This window comes from Ruegeria sp. A4, from assembly GCF_056543025.1.
The window spans coordinates 214,209-229,003 of the sequence record NZ_JBQGAW010000005.1 but is presented as its reverse complement, the minus strand read 5'-3'; the positions used below and the strand labels follow the sequence as shown (position 1 = coordinate 229,003).

The window sequence follows — 14,795 nt, the reverse complement described above, 5'->3', positions numbered from 1 at the left end:
CGATCATCATCGACATCTTGCCGGTGGCGCGGGTGTAGCCATCCGCCATCATCCCCGCGCTGCCTTCATGCGCGCAGTCCCAGAACATGATACCGGCCTTCGGGAACAAGTCCGAGATCGGCATCATCGCAGATCCAATGATCCCGAACGCATGCTCAATCCCGTGCATCTGCAAAACCTTAACAAACGCCTCTTCCGTCGTCATCTTCATCTGAGTGCTTCCTTGTCTTTTCAGGGCGCCGAAGCCCCTGTGAGTTACAGTATTTCGTCTTTGAGGTAATAGCCGACATACGCCATACGCTGTCCCAGTCGGCGGAAAGGCGTCAGGATGCCGTGGCTCGGCAATGGGGAGGTGAAGATCGGCAATTCAAACGCCTTGTCCTTCTGGCCGGCAACCAACTGCGCCATGCGTCGTCCGGCCTGGGCCGAGTACATGACGCCATTGCCGCCGTAGCCCATGGCATAGAACACGCTCTGATCTGGATCGGGCCGAAAAATGCGCGGCATCATGTCGTGGCTGACATCAACCCAGCCCCACCAGGAGTAGTCGAGGTTGATATCCTCGAGCGCCGGGAACTTGCGGGCAAGTCCCTTCTTCAGCAAGTCCAGATGTTTGCCGTTCTCGGCATCACGCCCTGTCACGGCACTGCGGCTGCCGATCTGTATCCGGTTGTCCGGCAACAGGCGGTAATAGTGGCGCAGCGTGCGCGTGTCGGTCAGGGGGGATCTGGTCTGAATACCGCATTCGTCCAACTCGGCCCGGGTCAGAGGCCGAGTTACCATCGAATTTGACAGGATCGGCATCAAGCGGTGCCTGGTGCGGTTGTTGAGCCCCGGGGGTGTATAACCGGCCGTTGCCAAGGCCACCGATTTGGCGCGCACAATACCGCCCGGCGTCCGCAGATGATGCACTCTGTCCTTGGTTTGCCACCCCATGACCGGGCTGCCGGTATGGATTTTCGCACCCAGCCTGCGCGCCATGTTGACATAGCCAAAAGCCAGCTTGCCGGCGTGGATACACGTTCCGTCAGGCTCCCACATCGCGCCTGCGGCTTCCATGTCGCGCGCGTGGTTTTCATGCAGTTCGTCCCGGGAAACGATACGCGAGCCGTAGCCGAACACGTCGTTCAGCAGCTTGCTCTCTTTCTTGAGCGACGGCATGACCTTTTCACGGTGCGCGATATAGTAATGGCCACCCGGCTGCGGTTCGCAGTCGATGTCATCCGACGCGATGAGATCGTTGAACAACTCGAAAGCTTCGGTGACTTCGGCGTGCATGCCCTTAGCCACATCCGTGCCCCAGCGCTGAATCCATTGCGACCGTTTCAGCCGCCCGGATGAGATCTGGGCCTGCCCGCCATTGCGCGTCGAGCATCCCCAGGCCACGGTATTCGCTTCAAGAACAACTGCCTGGATTCCGTGTTCCTTGGCAAGGTGAATGGCGGTGGACAGGCCGGTATAACCCGACCCGATCACCACCACATCGGCATCCATATCGCTGGACACCGGACCATCATCGGCCGGGGGCGTACCGGCCGTTCCGATCCAGTATGTGGGCGCGTGGTCGCGATTGTGACCAGGACCCGCATCGATGATGGGGTCATATTTCGGGTCATAGCTGGCCTTGGGCCAATGACGCGGGATGCTTTTGTCCACCATTCTTGTTTTTCTCCGAAGCTGCGCGCAGTGCGGCGGATCAGGCCTTGAACATGGGGCGCGTTTTGCGAAGCGCCTGTTTTACGACGATTTTCCCGTCACGCAGAGTGAACAGATCCGCACCTTCCGCTTCGATCCGCATGCCGTCTGCATCGGTTCCCGAAAACGTCCATTCCGATACGGCGCGATCACCGTGGACAAAGTGGCCGTGGTGATCCCAATGGGCGTCCTTCATGCCTGCCCAGACGCCTGAAAACGCGGCGGCGATAGCCTCTGCTCCTTCGATCTTGTTGCCGTATTTCTCGTCACCGGCCACGGTGTAGAACACGCAGTCGTCGGCGAAGTGGGTCATCACGCCGTCGATGTCGTGGCGGTTGAACGCATCAAACGTGTCCGCCAGGTCCTGCGCGGTCAGGGTTTTGCTCATTTTGTACTTCCTTGTCAGTGGGGTTGTTACGTTTCGTCCGGGTTCGGAACGATCAGTGTCGGTATCTTGGAGCGCCGCAAAACACGCTTTGCGACGGTGCCCAGAAACGTATGCGAAAAGCCGTGATCATGCGCGCCCAGCACGATCAGATCACAGCCCAGTTCGACCGAGCGGCGCAGGATCACTTCGGCCGGGTGGCCATCTGTGACCTCTACCGAAGTGACCTGATCGCGAATTCTCTCATCGTCACCATCAAACTGAGCCCAGAACTTGGCTTGCCGTTCGGCCAGAACCTTGCGCACCATCTCGTGACGGCGCGCAGCGGCGGTTTTGCGGGTCTCTTCATTCAGGATGAAGATTTCCATCGTGATCTTGGCATCGTCCGACAGTGGCTCATTCACATGCAGCACGTGAATTTCAGCCCCCGTGGCCTGCGCGATGCTGGCGGCATGGCGCATGGCGTGACCCGAGTTTTCTGACAGGTCAGTGGCAAAGAGGATGTTTGTGACCAGTTGTTTCATGTCGTCATCCTTTCGGGTCAGTAGCCGAACAGCCGTGGAAGCCACAGCGACAGTTCAGGGAAGAAGGCGATGATGAAGATCGCGATCGTGTTGGCGGCCGCAAAGGGCAGCGCACGCAATGAGATCTGTTCGATCGTGATGTTCGAGATACCTGACGCGATGAACAGGTTTTCGCCCAGCGGCGGCGTCTGGAAACCGATACCCAGCGTGCAGACCATCACCACGCCAAAATGGATCGGGTCGATACCCACCGAATAGGCCACCGGCAGCATCACCGGAACCAGGATCAGGATGGTGGCCAGCGTCTCCATGAACATGCCGACGAACAGCAGGAAGAAGATGATCAGCGTCCAGATGACATAGAGGTTATCCGTGAAGCTGAGCATCGAATCCGCGATGATCGCCGGGATCTGGTTTTCCACCAGCAGTCGGCCAAACACCGTCGCGGTGAACAGGATCAGCAGAACACGCCCAGTCAGCCAGGTGGTGGCCTCGAGCGACTGGAACAGCGACTGCCAGGTCAGTTCGCGGTAGATAACCACGCCCACGAACAGGGTGTAGAAGATTGCCACGATTGCCGCCTCGGTCGGGGTGAAGAAGCCGGTGTAGATACCGCCCAGGATCACCAGCGGCGCCATCAGCGACCAGAACCCACGATACATTTCGCAGCCCACGTGACGGATCGACCAACCTTCGGAAACGCCCTTGTAGCCGCGCTTTTTCGACATGAAGAAGTTCAGGATCAGCAGGCTGGTGGCGATCAGGAAGGCAGGGACGAATCCGGCGATGAACAGTTTCGAGATCGAAACCGACTGGAATGTACCGAACTTTTCCACGGCTTCCGGCGGCGGCGCCATACCGAGCGCGGCAATGCCGAAGATCACCATCGGGATAGAGGGAGGAATGATAATCCCAAGGCCGCCAGAGGACGCAGTGATCGCCGAGGCATAGCCGCGCTCATAGCCGCGGTCGATCATCGCAGGGATCATCAGCATCCCAACGGCCGCGGTTGTTGCCGGGCCCGAGCCCGAAATGGCGCCGAAGAACAGACATGCCATGACCGTCGCAGCCGAAATACCGCCGGTGAAAGGACCGGCCAGGCTTTCAGCAACATTGATCAGGCGTTTCGAGATACCGGCGGCCTCCATCAGGGCCCCGGCAAGAATGAAGGCAGGCAACGCCATCAGGGGGAAAGCACCCACCGAGGTAAAGGCGATCTGCACGAATTTGATCGGGTTCTCGTCCAGGTAAAGGAATGAGACCAGCGACGCCACACCCAGCGCCACCGTGATCGGCGCGCCAATGAGCAGCAGAAACAGGAAAGACCCAAACAGGATTGTGACGATTTCGGATTCCATGGTTTATCCCCCTGCCCTTAGGATTTCTTTGCTGCTTCAGTCGCAGCTTTGATTTCGTCGAGGTCGATCTGATCAGGATCGTGAATATCCTCGCCCTTGATAAGGCGGCGGTAATTCACCTGAATGATGCGGACGGTCATCAGCGCAAACGCGATGGGCAGCACCATGTAGATGTACTTCATCTCGATACCCAGGGTCTGGGACTTCCAGAACTTGTTCATCTTGTTGAAGACAAAATCCGTCGCCAGATACAGGAAGTAGACATTGAAGAAGAGCCAGAAGAGATCGGCGAAGGCTTCGATGTATTTGATCGAGCCATCGGGCAGGAACTTGAACTGGAATGTCACGCGGTTATGCGCACCTTTCAGAGCGGCGTAACTTGCGCCGAAATAGACGAACCAGACGAACATGTAGACCGAAAGCTCCTCGATCCAGCTGATCGAAAAGCCGAAGACTTCGCGCGCGATGATCTGCACGAACAAAAGGCAGACGAAGCCGGATAAGAGGATCCGGCAGATGACACTTTCTATGTTGTCCAGAAATTTCCAGAACATGTGGTTTCACTCCTCCCTGAAATGAGAAGAGCGCCGCAGCGCTCTTCCCGGTATCGCCGTGCGACGATTATTGCTGGACCGGCTCGCGGCCGATGGCTTCGAGAACTGCATTCAGTTTCTCGACACCACCAATGGACTCGTAGAATTGCGGCCATACAGCTTCGGTCGCCAGTTGAATGAACTCGGCTTCGTCGTTCTCGGGGTCGATAATTTCCATCCCCTTGGCCGTCAGCTCTTCCTTGATGGCTGCTTCCGAGTCCCGCAGGAACTGGGCCGAGACCTGAGTGGCTTCCTGCCCTGCTTCCAGGATCATTTGCTGTTCCTCTTCGGACAGGTCCTGGAACACGGCTTCCGAGATGATCAGCGGTTCGATCGAGAAGATGTAACGCAGGTTGGTGACGTGGTCCTGAACCTCGTAGAACTTCATCGCATTGATCGTCAGGTAAGGGTTGTCCTGACCGTCAACCACTTTGGTCTGCAGGCCGGTGAAGGTTTCCGACCAGGCCATCGGGGTCGGGTTGATGCCCCATGCCTTGTAGGTTTCGATCATGATTTCGTTTTTGGGAACGCGAATGATCAGGTCCTGCAAATCCGCAACCGATTTGACCGGCTTCTTCGAGTTCGTCAGACGGCGGAAACCGGTATACGTCCAGCCGATGATGCGGACGCCGGCATCACGGATGGTGTTTTCTATCAGTTCCTGACCGATTGGACCCTGGGTCAATTTTTCGGCATCTTCCAAGCTGAGAATGACATAGGGCAGAGTGAAAACGCCGACCGACGGCGAGAATGGCGTGATGTTGTTGATTGCCAGCAGTGACATGTCCAGCGTGCCGATGGCGGCCTCGTTCACGGTGTCCTGCTCGGAACCGAGCTGACCGTTAAGGAACAGTGTCGCGGTGTGCTCACCACCTGATTTTTCTTCGAGCGCTTTCACGAAAGCGAGCCCCAGCGCCTCTTGAGCGCTGCCCGCGCTGTCGCCGACAGCGATCTTGAAATTCTTCGCCTCGGCCGTGCCTGCAACCATCAGTGCGGCAACGGAAACGGCTGCGCTGAAAGTGCCAAGCTTTTTGATAAATGACATGGATTTCCTCCCATTTGTCGTGTTTCGAGGTGCGCGCTGACCTGGGGAGAAATAGGCCAGTCCGATTCTACCTCGGCGACACGAAGCTAACTTGCCAAAATGGTTTCGTCGTTGTTAATATTTGCGCGAAAGGTTTCATTAATCTCAAACATACGATATGAGTCAGAACAAGCTTGATACCCGGATCGGTGACACGGACATCCGTCTGCTGCGCGTGTTCAAAACCGTCGCGGAAAGTGGTGGTATCACGGCCGCCGAGATCGAGCTGAACATCGGAAAATCGACGATCTCGAAACACTTGTCTGATCTGGAACTGAGGCTTGGCCTGAAGCTGTGCAACCGGGGGCCGTCAGGGTTTTCACTGACGGAAGACGGCGAGAAGGTGCTGGCCGCGGCGGAAGACCTGCTTATTTCCGTGGCGCAGTTCAGAACCGAGGTCAACGAAGTCAAACAACAACTGGCCGGCAGTATTCGCGTGGCTCTGTTCGATCAATGTACAACCAACCCCGAAGCCCAACTTGCTCGCACCATTCACAAGTTCAATGAGGCCGCACCGGCGGTTCACATCGAGCTGTCGCTGGAACCCCCAAACGTGATTGAGACAATGGTCATCACCGGGCATCTGGATGTTGGCATCATCGCTTTGCACCGACCATCGGCAAGCCTGGATTACACACCGCTCTATGGGGAAAACATGTTCTTGTACTGTGGGCAGGAACACCCCCTGTTTGACCGGTCGGATCCAGAATTGAAACTGAGTGTTCTTCGCAAGTTCAACTATGCGGGCCTGAATGTGAACTCACCAAATCTCATCGTTGGTCAACAACTGGGGTTTCGACGTGCGGCCAAAGTGCAGAACGAACAAGCCCTTGTCATTCTGATACTTTCAGGTCGCTACCTTGGGTTTCTTCCCGATCATCTGGCGCAGGAATTCGTCGAACAGGGGCTTATGAAAAAGGTCCTGCCCAAAGAGATCAAATACAGAACCCGTTTCGCGGCCGTGGCCAGAAAACAACCTGCGCCAACACGCGTGGCCAAGCTGTTTCTGGAAACTCTGGTAAAGGTGCATTCTCAGGTACAGTAGGAGCGTGGACAGGGCGTCTTGTTTCCCAGGCCCAAACCCGCCCGTACCTGAAATCAGTGCATGGCGCGCGGCCAGCCGGATCAATCGCAGGCTGCGGTGACGATCATCTCGACCTTCAGAACATCACGGGCCAGTTTCGCCTCGCCACAGGCACGGGCCGGGGCGTGGCCCTCTGGCACCCAGGCATCCCAGACCGCGTTCATTTCGGCAAAGTCGGCCATGTCCGACAACCAGATCACGCATTGCAGGATACGCGTCTTGTCGCTGCCGGCCTTGGCCAGAAGGTCCTCGATCTTGGCAAGGATGTCACGGGTTTGATCCGCAACGGTTGCAGCATCGGAAACCTGACCGCACAGATAGGCGGTTCCGTTATGTTTGACGATGCGGCTCATGCGTTTGCCGGTCTCGATCCGAGTAATGGTCACAACCGCTGTCTCCTGTTTCGATGGGTATGTTCCGGTTAGGCGATAGAGCGAAACGACACCAACCGCCAGCCCGGACCTTCAATCATCGAATAATTGCCAGCCTGCTGCGCGGGGTTTTGCAACCCGACAGCACGCTTATGTCCGGTGCGCGGCGACGTGACAATCCGTTGCCAGCGCCGTGCGGACAGGACGTTTTCACCGATGCTTTTTCTTTCTTGTCTTAGGCGCCTCGGCCAACACATTTGGTGAAACATCGCAGCCCTGGTTCACAAGGCGTTTTACGGAGATTTCCCAGTCTGCTTTCAATCGGCTAAGAGCTCCTCCGCTCGCCCCTATATCGGAGCGCCATATGCCACCCGACACTGCCGAAACGCTGCTTTTTTGCATGCCCAATGCAGGACAGCGAAGTTGGTCGACTGACGTAGTTGGTTTCAAAAAAGGACGGGTGGTCATGCGATGTGCTGCTGCAACCCAATCAGCTGAAACATCTGACGCAGAAGAACAGGATCTGGACCTATTCCGAACAACGGGCAACGGCCACCGAGTTTCATTTGATCTCGCGCCTGAAGGCATGGTCAGGAGAGGAGTTGATCTTTGAGGAAGAGAAAGCGCATGTCATTCCGCGCAATGGAATGTAGTTGAAAACACGTTGGAACAGCGGCGCTGAGACCCGTGGCGGGACTTGCCTTTGCAGTTCTGTCAGCCCAACCGAATGGCCCAGGCCTGCGCGGACATGTTTGGACGGGCCTGTCGTTGCACCATGTGCCGGTCAGAACCCCAAAGCACTGCCGGATTTGACGGTATCCATGGAAACGAAGGTTCTGAACTTTCGAATATTTCCGTTTTCAAAAAACATCCTGCGGGTGAAATCTTCGTATACCGCCATGCTTTCGACGACCACGACAACCATGAAATCAACCTCTCCGGTCACGTAAAAGCATTGCTGGACTTCCGGAGCATTCAGCAGGGATTTCTTGACGGCATCAATCTCGTCCGGGGTTTCGCTGACCAGTTCAAGTTCAACGAAGATGGTAAGCTGAAGACCTACGGCCGCCGGGTCAACGACGGCCACATTGGCTCGTATCACGCCCTCGGCCTCCATCCGGCGGATACGGCGCTGCACCGAGGGTGCGGACAGATTTACGGCCTCGCCAATCTTGTGCTGCGTGGTTTTGTTGTCTTGTTGCAAAATCCGCAGGATCGCGCGGTCAAAGTCATCCAATTGCGTCATGTGAAAGAAACTTGCATCGCTGGCCACCAACTAGAGCCCTTTTTTCAGGTCACTTGCAATAAACTTGTTTCACACATGTGAAGCAACACGTCGAAGGGAAGGTTTGCCGTGACAGCATTGACAGAACGCCTGCGTGCGTTGCGCCACGAGTTTCATCGCAACCCCGAGCTTGGATTTCAGGAAGTCCGGACCAAGGCCCGGATTGCCGAGCATCTGCGCAACCTGGGCATCGAGGTGTTTGAAGGGGTCGGTGTCGTGGGCGTCTTGAAGGCGGGCAATGGCAATCGCGCCATCGGGCTGCGCGCGGATTTCGACGCGCTGCCGATCACCGAGGTCAACACGTTTGCGCACACGTCGCAGAACGAAGGTGTCATGCATGCCTGTGGCCATGATGGCCACACGGTGATGCTGCTTGGGGCCGCCGAATTGCTGGCCAAGGATCCGGCGTTTGACGGCACGGTTGTCTTTCTGTTCCAGCCCAACGAAGAGCATGGGCTTGGGGCAAAGGCGATGATCGATGAAGGGGTTTTGCGGACCTTCCCGATTGATGAGGTTTACGGCGCGCACAATCTTCCGGGAGAGCCTGTCGGGCGGGTTTCCACCCGCGCCGGTGTCATCTGTTGCAGTGAAAGCCTGTTTGAAATCACGCTTTCCGGTCAAGGCGGTCATGCCTCGATGCCGCATGTCGGGCGCGAAACGATCACGCCTGCGGCGGAACTGGTATTGGCCCTGCAAACCATCGTTTCACGCAAGCTTGCACCTTCTTCCGGCGCCGTGGTGTCAGTGACCGAGTTCATCACCGACGGACAGCGCAATGTGCTTCCGGGGCGTACTGTTCTGAAAGGGGACGCGCGGGCCATGTCACCGGCAGATCGCAGGCTGATCGAGCGCAATATGCGCCAGATCGCAACCGGTGTGGCCGAAAGCCATGGCGTCGAGGTGAGCGTGGATTTCCGTACCGAATTCATCGAGGCAAACAATGATGCCGATGCCGCATCGCATGTCATTGCAGCGGCTTCGGCCATGGGTCTTGAGGTGGACGGAGACCGTCCTGCCATGTCTTTTTCTGAAGATTTTGCCGAATTTGCCGCCGTTGTGCCCGGGTGTTTCCTGCTTATCGGCAACGGGACCGAAGGATCAAATGGCCGTCCGCTGCACTCGGCTGATTACGATTTCAACGACGAACTGCTCCCGCTGGGTGCAGAACTCTGGGCAGAGCTGGTGCGGCAGCGCCTGCCGCTGAAACCCTGACAGGACACACGACCATGACGGAAAACATCGCCCATCAGGCAGGCAGGCCGAGCTTCGGCCCCGCTGCCGAAACCGTTTTGACACGACGGGATTTCGATCGCGCAGCAAGGGAAATCACCCAATGGGAGGGGTATGCGCCCACGCCGTTGCATTCCTTGCCCTCGTTGGCAGCCGAGATCGGCGTCGCGGAGGTTCACTACAAAGATGAAGGTCCCCGGTTTGGACTTGGCAGTTTCAAGGCATTGGGGGGGGCCTTTGCCGCCTTGCGTGTTCTGCAACGTGAAATATCGCGCCGCACCGGTCAGGATGTGTCATTGGAAGATATCCGTACTGGCCGCTGCGCCGACATGGTTGCCAGTATCACGCTTGTTTCGGCGACCGATGGCAACCACGGTCGGTCCCTCGCGTGGGGGTGCAAGCGGTTCGGCGCGCCTTGCCGGATCTACATTCACGCCGAGGTCAGTGAAGGCCGCGCGCAGGCCATGCGCGATCTGGGGGCCGACGTCGTGCGCATCGATGGAGACTATGACGCTTCGGTGGATCAGTGTCGGCGGGAAGCCGACGAGAACGGCTGGTTCGTGGTTTCGGACACATCCTGGCCAGGCTACACCGACCCGCCGCGCGACGTGATGTCGGGCTATGGCGTCATGGTCAAGGAAGTCGTGGATGCGATGGACACGGCACCGACGCATGTCTTACTGCAAGGTGGAGTTGGAGGGCTTGCCGCGGCAGTTGCGGCAGCTTTGCGTCAGGCCTGGGGTGATGCCGCACCGCGCGTCGTGGTCGTGGAACCGCATCTGGCGGCGTGTTTGTTCGAAAGCGCAAGGCAGGGGCAAGCCGCGTCCGTAGATATCGACGAAGAGACCATCATGGCAGGTTTGTCCTGCGGGGTGCCGTCTCCGATGGCGTGGGAGGTTTTGCACAGCGAAGCCTCGGACTTTCTGGCAATCGACGATCAGCTGATACCGCCCACCGTCCGTCGCCTGGCGCGTCCGCAAGGCAGTGATCCTGCGATCGAAGCCGGAGAGAGCGGCGTTGCCGGATTGGCCGCATTGATCGAAGCGGCCAACAACCCCGAGCTTTTTCAGAAGCTTGGATTGACGCCGCAGTCTCGGGTTTTGACGATCGGTTCCGAAGGCGTGACGGATCCCGATATCTATGCCCGGATCATGCAAGGCGACGTGTAGCTCAGCCCAAAGCCCAGTTGCAGTGGGCCCAGGGACGGTTGAATCCGACATGGTGGCCTGCGACGGAGAAGTTCCATCAAACGACATCCCGATGTCGTAGGAGTTGTATACAGGCCTGCCCCGCATCAGTAGCGGTTGGCCATGATACGCGCGTTAAACGAAAACTGGGCACTGTTCCTGGGGATGTTCATGCTGATGGTTGCCAACGGTCTGTTGGCGACGTTGCTGACGATCCGGGGGGCCAGTCTGGGCTTTAGTGACTTCACGATTTCCGTCATGCAGGCAAGCTATCCATTGGGCGCGCTTGCGGGGACGGCACTTGCCCCGAGGCTGGTCGAAAATGTCGGGCATATTCGGGCATTTTCGGCCCTCGCCTCGCTGGTTTCGATTGCGGCCATCGTGCATCTGCTGACCAGCGACGCGATCAGCTGGAGCGTGATGCGTCTGTTGGGCGGGTTTTGTTACCCGGGGCTTTACGTCATCACCGAAAGCTGGCTGAACGCGAAATCCGAGAACAACATGCGCGCTCAGGTTCTGTCGCTGTATTTCATTATCCAGCTTGCCGGCCCAGCGCTTGGCACCGCCATAGTCGGCTTTCCCGACCCCACCGGAAACCTGCTGTTCGGGCTTGTTTCCATCCTGATTTCGCTTTCGATCGTGCCGCTTCTTCTGTCGGGCAACAAGGCGCCGGAATATGCCGCGCCGGAACGCATGTCGGTTCCCGTGCTGTACAAGGTTTCGCCCATCGCAGTCATCGGTATCGTTCTGGTCAGCATCGGTGTCGCCGCGTCCTATATCTCGTTGCCGCTTTATGCGTTGCAAAACGGCTTTACGACGGCGCAGGCGTCAGGGGCGCTGGTGGCGGCGCTGATCGCCGGTGCGGTGGTGCAATACCCCGTCGGCTGGCTGTCTGATCACACCGACAGACGCTATGTGGTCATCGGGCTGGGTGTCGTTACGACCCTGTCCAGTCTCTGGATGGCCATCGATACGTCGCCGTCTCATATCGTCTATGGTTTTGTACTGATCGCAATCGGGCTGTATCCCGCGTATTCGATCCTGACGGCGCATGCCAATGATCAGCTCAAGCTGTCCCAGATCGTTCCCGCCAGTGGCACGATGGTGCTGCTGCTGAATGTCGGCCTGCTGGTGGGAACCATGCTGGGGCCGAACTCTATCTCATTGTTCGGCGGGCGCGGTCTTCCGTTTCTTCTGGCAGCTATCGGTATTGCGGTCGCCCTTTTCGCATTGATCCGGCGTGTTCAGGTGGCCGCGCCCACCGACACCGGCGATGTGCAGGTCGTGGGGATTATCGGCACCGGGCAACCCGGGGTCTTGCAGGCCGAAACCTGGGTTCAAGAGGAAGAAACCCGGACAAACCCGGACTGATCCCAAGGGTTCAAAGCATAGGCTGTTTCATTCGCGTCCGGCGCGACGGACGTCATGCCGATGCGGCGGTCAAACCGAGATCGAAGCCGCCTTTGATGCACCGGACCATTCTGCACCGCAGGACCCCGTCAGAAATCCGTCGCTCAACCGAATATCAGGATCAGCGCCACGCAGGGCGCGCTCCACTTCTCCTTGGGGAAGATCACCGTCGATACGTTTTCGATACAACTCGCACAGCTGACGGAATCCGCCAGATTGCGGCGACAGACGCAACGCCGAGATGCCAGCCTGTTGCAGAAGGTCGATCTGATGATCCGTACAGGCATGGCTGTCTGACAGGGTCTGCACACCGTTCATGGCCATAAAAGGCTTGCCGTCGCCGGTCAGAACGTCCAACCCGTCGGGATCGTCTTCGCAGGCAAACTGGCAATTGTCCTTGCTGCGCCCATGCAATCGCGCGTGGTAACAGCGCCCGGAAATGGCCAGCGGCAACCTGCCATGCCCCCATATTTCGATCGCGACGCCCAAGTCCGAGGCAGCTTGCGCCAGCGTTTTGACCGAAGTGATGGGCAATTCCGGCGGAAGACAAACCCGGCGCGCACCCCGAGCAGCCAGCCATCTCAAAGTGCCTTCGTTGTAGACATTTACCAACGGGCCAACGGCAAACGTGCAGGTGCCGGGCAAATGTGCCAGCGCGGTCAGATCGTTGATCTCGACCATGACGCCCATTTCTGCAAGCTCAGCGGTAAGTTTGCGCTCGCGTTTCAGGGTCACAAGGGCCAGGCTTGTCAGCGCAACCTCTTTGCCCGCCTCCACCAGCCGGGAAATCGCCGTAGGGATACGATCCTGGTAAAACGGCAAGCGCTTGGAACAGACCAGTTCCCCAAGCACGACGCGGTCGACGGGCGATCGGGCCAGATCATCGTAAAATGCAGCCCAGGTTTCGGCGGGCCAGAAGAACTGGTTCGGGCCTACTGTCAGTTCCATCGGATCACCTCCACGTCTTTTTGTAAGCGCCGGTCGTCATGGCCTGCCCTTCCGACAGACGCGCAAGCATACCTTCGGGCATCGGTTGGCCTGACTCCAGCGCATCGACCGCGGCGCGAAAATTCCGAACGACCTGTGCGACATAGGATTTTGACCGCTGGCGCCCTTCGATCTTCAAGGCCGTCACACCTGCCTTTTGCAATTGCGGGATCAGCCGTTCTGCGTTCAGGCTGACGGGATCCTCGAACAGGTGCCCGGTTTTTTCACCTGCGGAAAAACACCCTTTGCACAAAGTCGGATAAGGTGCGGGCTCATCCCGTTCGACCCGGTGGATCAGGTACCCGCCAAGGCGCGCGGTCAACGCGCCCTGTTCTTCTTGATACTGCACATGGCTGGCAGGAGAACAGACACCGTTCATGTTTGGAGACAACCCGGTGGCATAAGAGGACAGCGAGCATCGCCCCTCGGCCATGACGCAAAGACCGCCGAACACAAAGACTTCGGTTTCGACATCGGTTTCAGAGTTGATCGCGGCAATTTCCGGAACGGACAATACGCGCGGCAAGACCACCCGCTTCACACCGAAAGTTTCGGCATAGAAATTGATCACGTCAGCATTGGCCGCCGCGGCCTGCACGGACAGATGTCTGCGCAGGCCGGGATGGTGTCGCGCGGCGTAGTCCAGCAAACCCAGATCGGCGAGAATGACAGCATCTGCACCGCAGGTTTCGGCATCCGCCACCGCTTGTTTCCAGATCCCTTCGTTGCCCGTCTGCGGGAAGGTATTGATTGCAATCAACACCTTCGATCCGTGATCATGGGCAAAGGAAATTCCGGCCCGCATTTCAGCGCGGTCAAAGTTGAGCCCCGGAAAGTTCCGCGCATTGGTTTCGTCATTGAAGCCACAATAGACCGTGTGAGCCCCAGCCTTGACGGCTGCACGCAGGGCCGCGGGCGTTCCCGCCGGGCAAACGATTTCCATTACCATAGGATCGCGTCCTCGGGTCGGGTCAGGCACAGGCCGGTCCGACGCTCTGCAAAGGCGATGATCTGCTTCAGCGGGCGTGCAAGCGGGCCGGAAAGGGTTGCGGCCTCGTGCGCGAGGTCCAGCTCTGCGTCGTCAATTGCGTTGCGCAGCGCCAGTGCCGCGGCTGTGTCGCCCTCGATCACCAGATCGCGCGAAAAGAACAGGGCGTCACCGTCAAACGCACCATGCACCAGCCCCAACAGCGCGGCCAGTGGGCCGGAAATTCGCGCGGCCCCTGCCACGCGCCTTCGGCTCAGTCTTATTCTCGGTGCGCCGTCATTCGGTTCAAGCAGAAGGACAACGGGCAGATCCGTTGGATCAAGCACAAAGGCTGCCCGGCTGTATTCACCGAGCCGGTTGAGCAAATCGGGGTGTTTCCTGGTTATTTTGCGGGAAAACGCCGTCAGTGACAGCGACAAGGGTGCAAGCGGAACAAACCGCAGGGCTGCGGCCAAAGCGGCAGGGCATCGCGGTATCGGGTTTCGGGGATCGGACAAACAGACCTCCTGCTGTCTCAACAAAGTGAACCGGTGCGGCCTTCCTAAAGCGGCCCCGGCGCCCGGGACTTGACGGTTGTCAATTCGACCGGCCTCTTTCGCTGCTAGAGGGTGGGC

17 protein-coding genes are annotated in these 14,795 nt (G+C 58.1%); 5 read left to right on the top strand and 12 right to left on the bottom strand.

The annotated features are described in order from the left end of the window. From ACR0E2_RS15450 to ACR0E2_RS15420, 7 genes are all read right to left on the bottom strand, one after another. A partial coding sequence (locus ACR0E2_RS15450; protein WP_480447016.1) for a thiamine pyrophosphate-binding protein occupies window positions 1-211 on the bottom strand: 211 nt, incomplete at its 3' end. Window positions 212-255: 44 nt separating this feature from the next. Beyond that, complete coding sequence (locus ACR0E2_RS15445; RefSeq protein WP_480447015.1) at window positions 256-1,659, bottom strand: NAD(P)/FAD-dependent oxidoreductase; 1,404 nt, start codon at window positions 1,657-1,659, stop codon at window positions 256-258. A 37-nt stretch (window positions 1,660-1,696) separates the two neighbouring features. Beyond that, on the bottom strand, window positions 1,697-2,083 hold the full coding sequence (locus ACR0E2_RS15440) for a nuclear transport factor 2 family protein (protein WP_152460447.1): 387 nt from the start codon (window positions 2,081-2,083) through the stop codon (window positions 1,697-1,699). A gap of 26 nt (window positions 2,084-2,109) precedes the next feature. Beyond that, entirely contained in the window at window positions 2,110-2,604 is a 495-nt protein-coding gene (locus tag ACR0E2_RS15435) for a universal stress protein (RefSeq protein ID WP_152460448.1), read from the bottom strand. 17 nt (window positions 2,605-2,621) lie between these two features. Then, window positions 2,622-3,962 carry a TRAP transporter large permease gene (locus ACR0E2_RS15430; protein ID WP_171117920.1) on the bottom strand — a complete coding sequence of 447 codons (1,341 nt, stop codon included), beginning with the start codon at window positions 3,960-3,962 and terminating at the stop codon, window positions 2,622-2,624. A gap of 17 nt (window positions 3,963-3,979) precedes the next feature. Next, window positions 3,980-4,516: a TRAP transporter small permease gene (locus ACR0E2_RS15425; protein ID WP_152460450.1), complete on the bottom strand. Its 537-nt coding sequence runs from the start codon at window positions 4,514-4,516 to the stop codon at window positions 3,980-3,982. 67 nt (window positions 4,517-4,583) lie between these two features. After that, window positions 4,584-5,600, bottom strand: a complete 1,017-nt coding sequence (locus ACR0E2_RS15420) for a TRAP transporter substrate-binding protein (protein ID WP_152460451.1) — start codon at window positions 5,598-5,600, stop codon at window positions 4,584-4,586. 157 nt (window positions 5,601-5,757) lie between these two features. Between ACR0E2_RS15420 and ACR0E2_RS15415 the strand changes: the two genes are divergently transcribed. Further along, a complete protein-coding gene (locus tag ACR0E2_RS15415; RefSeq protein WP_171117926.1) occupies window positions 5,758-6,684 on the top strand; it encodes a LysR family transcriptional regulator in 927 nt (308 codons plus the stop codon). Between the two features lie 80 nt (window positions 6,685-6,764). Here the strand turns inward: ACR0E2_RS15415 and ACR0E2_RS15410 are convergent, their stop codons facing one another. After that, complete coding sequence (locus ACR0E2_RS15410) at window positions 6,765-7,109, bottom strand: RidA family protein (protein WP_171117928.1); 345 nt, start codon at window positions 7,107-7,109, stop codon at window positions 6,765-6,767. Window positions 7,110-7,567: 458 nt separating this feature from the next. Here ACR0E2_RS15410 and ACR0E2_RS15405 point away from each other — a divergent pair, with 458 nt between their 5' ends. Beyond that, entirely contained in the window at window positions 7,568-7,747 is a 180-nt protein-coding gene (locus ACR0E2_RS15405) for a hypothetical protein (RefSeq protein ID WP_480447014.1), read from the top strand. A 131-nt stretch (window positions 7,748-7,878) separates the two neighbouring features. Here the strand turns inward: ACR0E2_RS15405 and ACR0E2_RS15400 are convergent, their stop codons facing one another. Beyond that, window positions 7,879-8,367 (bottom strand): Lrp/AsnC family transcriptional regulator, encoded by a 489-nt coding sequence (locus ACR0E2_RS15400; protein ID WP_480447013.1) that lies wholly within the window; start codon window positions 8,365-8,367, stop codon window positions 7,879-7,881. Between the two features lie 81 nt (window positions 8,368-8,448). Here ACR0E2_RS15400 and ACR0E2_RS15395 point away from each other — a divergent pair, with 81 nt between their 5' ends. The 3 genes from ACR0E2_RS15395 (at window position 8,449) to ACR0E2_RS15385 (ending at window position 12,167) form a co-directional block, all read left to right on the top strand. Next, window positions 8,449-9,591 carry an amidohydrolase gene (locus ACR0E2_RS15395; protein ID WP_480447012.1) on the top strand — a complete coding sequence of 381 codons (1,143 nt, stop codon included), beginning with the start codon at window positions 8,449-8,451 and terminating at the stop codon, window positions 9,589-9,591. 14 nt (window positions 9,592-9,605) lie between these two features. Then, a complete protein-coding gene (locus ACR0E2_RS15390) occupies window positions 9,606-10,778 on the top strand; it encodes a diaminopropionate ammonia-lyase (RefSeq protein ID WP_480447011.1) in 1,173 nt (390 codons plus the stop codon). Window positions 10,779-10,919: 141 nt separating this feature from the next. Further along, window positions 10,920-12,167 carry an MFS transporter gene (locus ACR0E2_RS15385; protein WP_224856122.1) on the top strand — a complete coding sequence of 416 codons (1,248 nt, stop codon included), beginning with the start codon at window positions 10,920-10,922 and terminating at the stop codon, window positions 12,165-12,167. Window positions 12,168-12,236: 69 nt separating this feature from the next. Here the strand turns inward: ACR0E2_RS15385 and ubiV are convergent, their stop codons facing one another. From ubiV to ubiT, 3 genes are read right to left on the bottom strand one after another with little or no spacing between them, the layout of a single operon-like run. Beyond that, on the bottom strand, window positions 12,237-13,154 hold the full coding sequence (gene ubiV / locus ACR0E2_RS15380; protein ID WP_480447010.1) for a ubiquinone anaerobic biosynthesis protein UbiV: 918 nt from the start codon (window positions 13,152-13,154) through the stop codon (window positions 12,237-12,239). A gap of 4 nt (window positions 13,155-13,158) precedes the next feature. Continuing rightward, window positions 13,159-14,136 (bottom strand): ubiquinone anaerobic biosynthesis protein UbiU, encoded by a 978-nt coding sequence (ubiU, locus tag ACR0E2_RS15375; RefSeq protein ID WP_480447022.1) that lies wholly within the window; start codon window positions 14,134-14,136, stop codon window positions 13,159-13,161. Then, a complete protein-coding gene (gene ubiT / locus ACR0E2_RS15370) occupies window positions 14,136-14,678 on the bottom strand; it encodes a ubiquinone anaerobic biosynthesis accessory factor UbiT (RefSeq protein ID WP_480447009.1) in 543 nt (180 codons plus the stop codon). The genes ubiU and ubiT overlap by 1 nt, the downstream gene beginning before the upstream one ends. Window positions 14,679-14,795 lie beyond the last annotated feature (117 nt).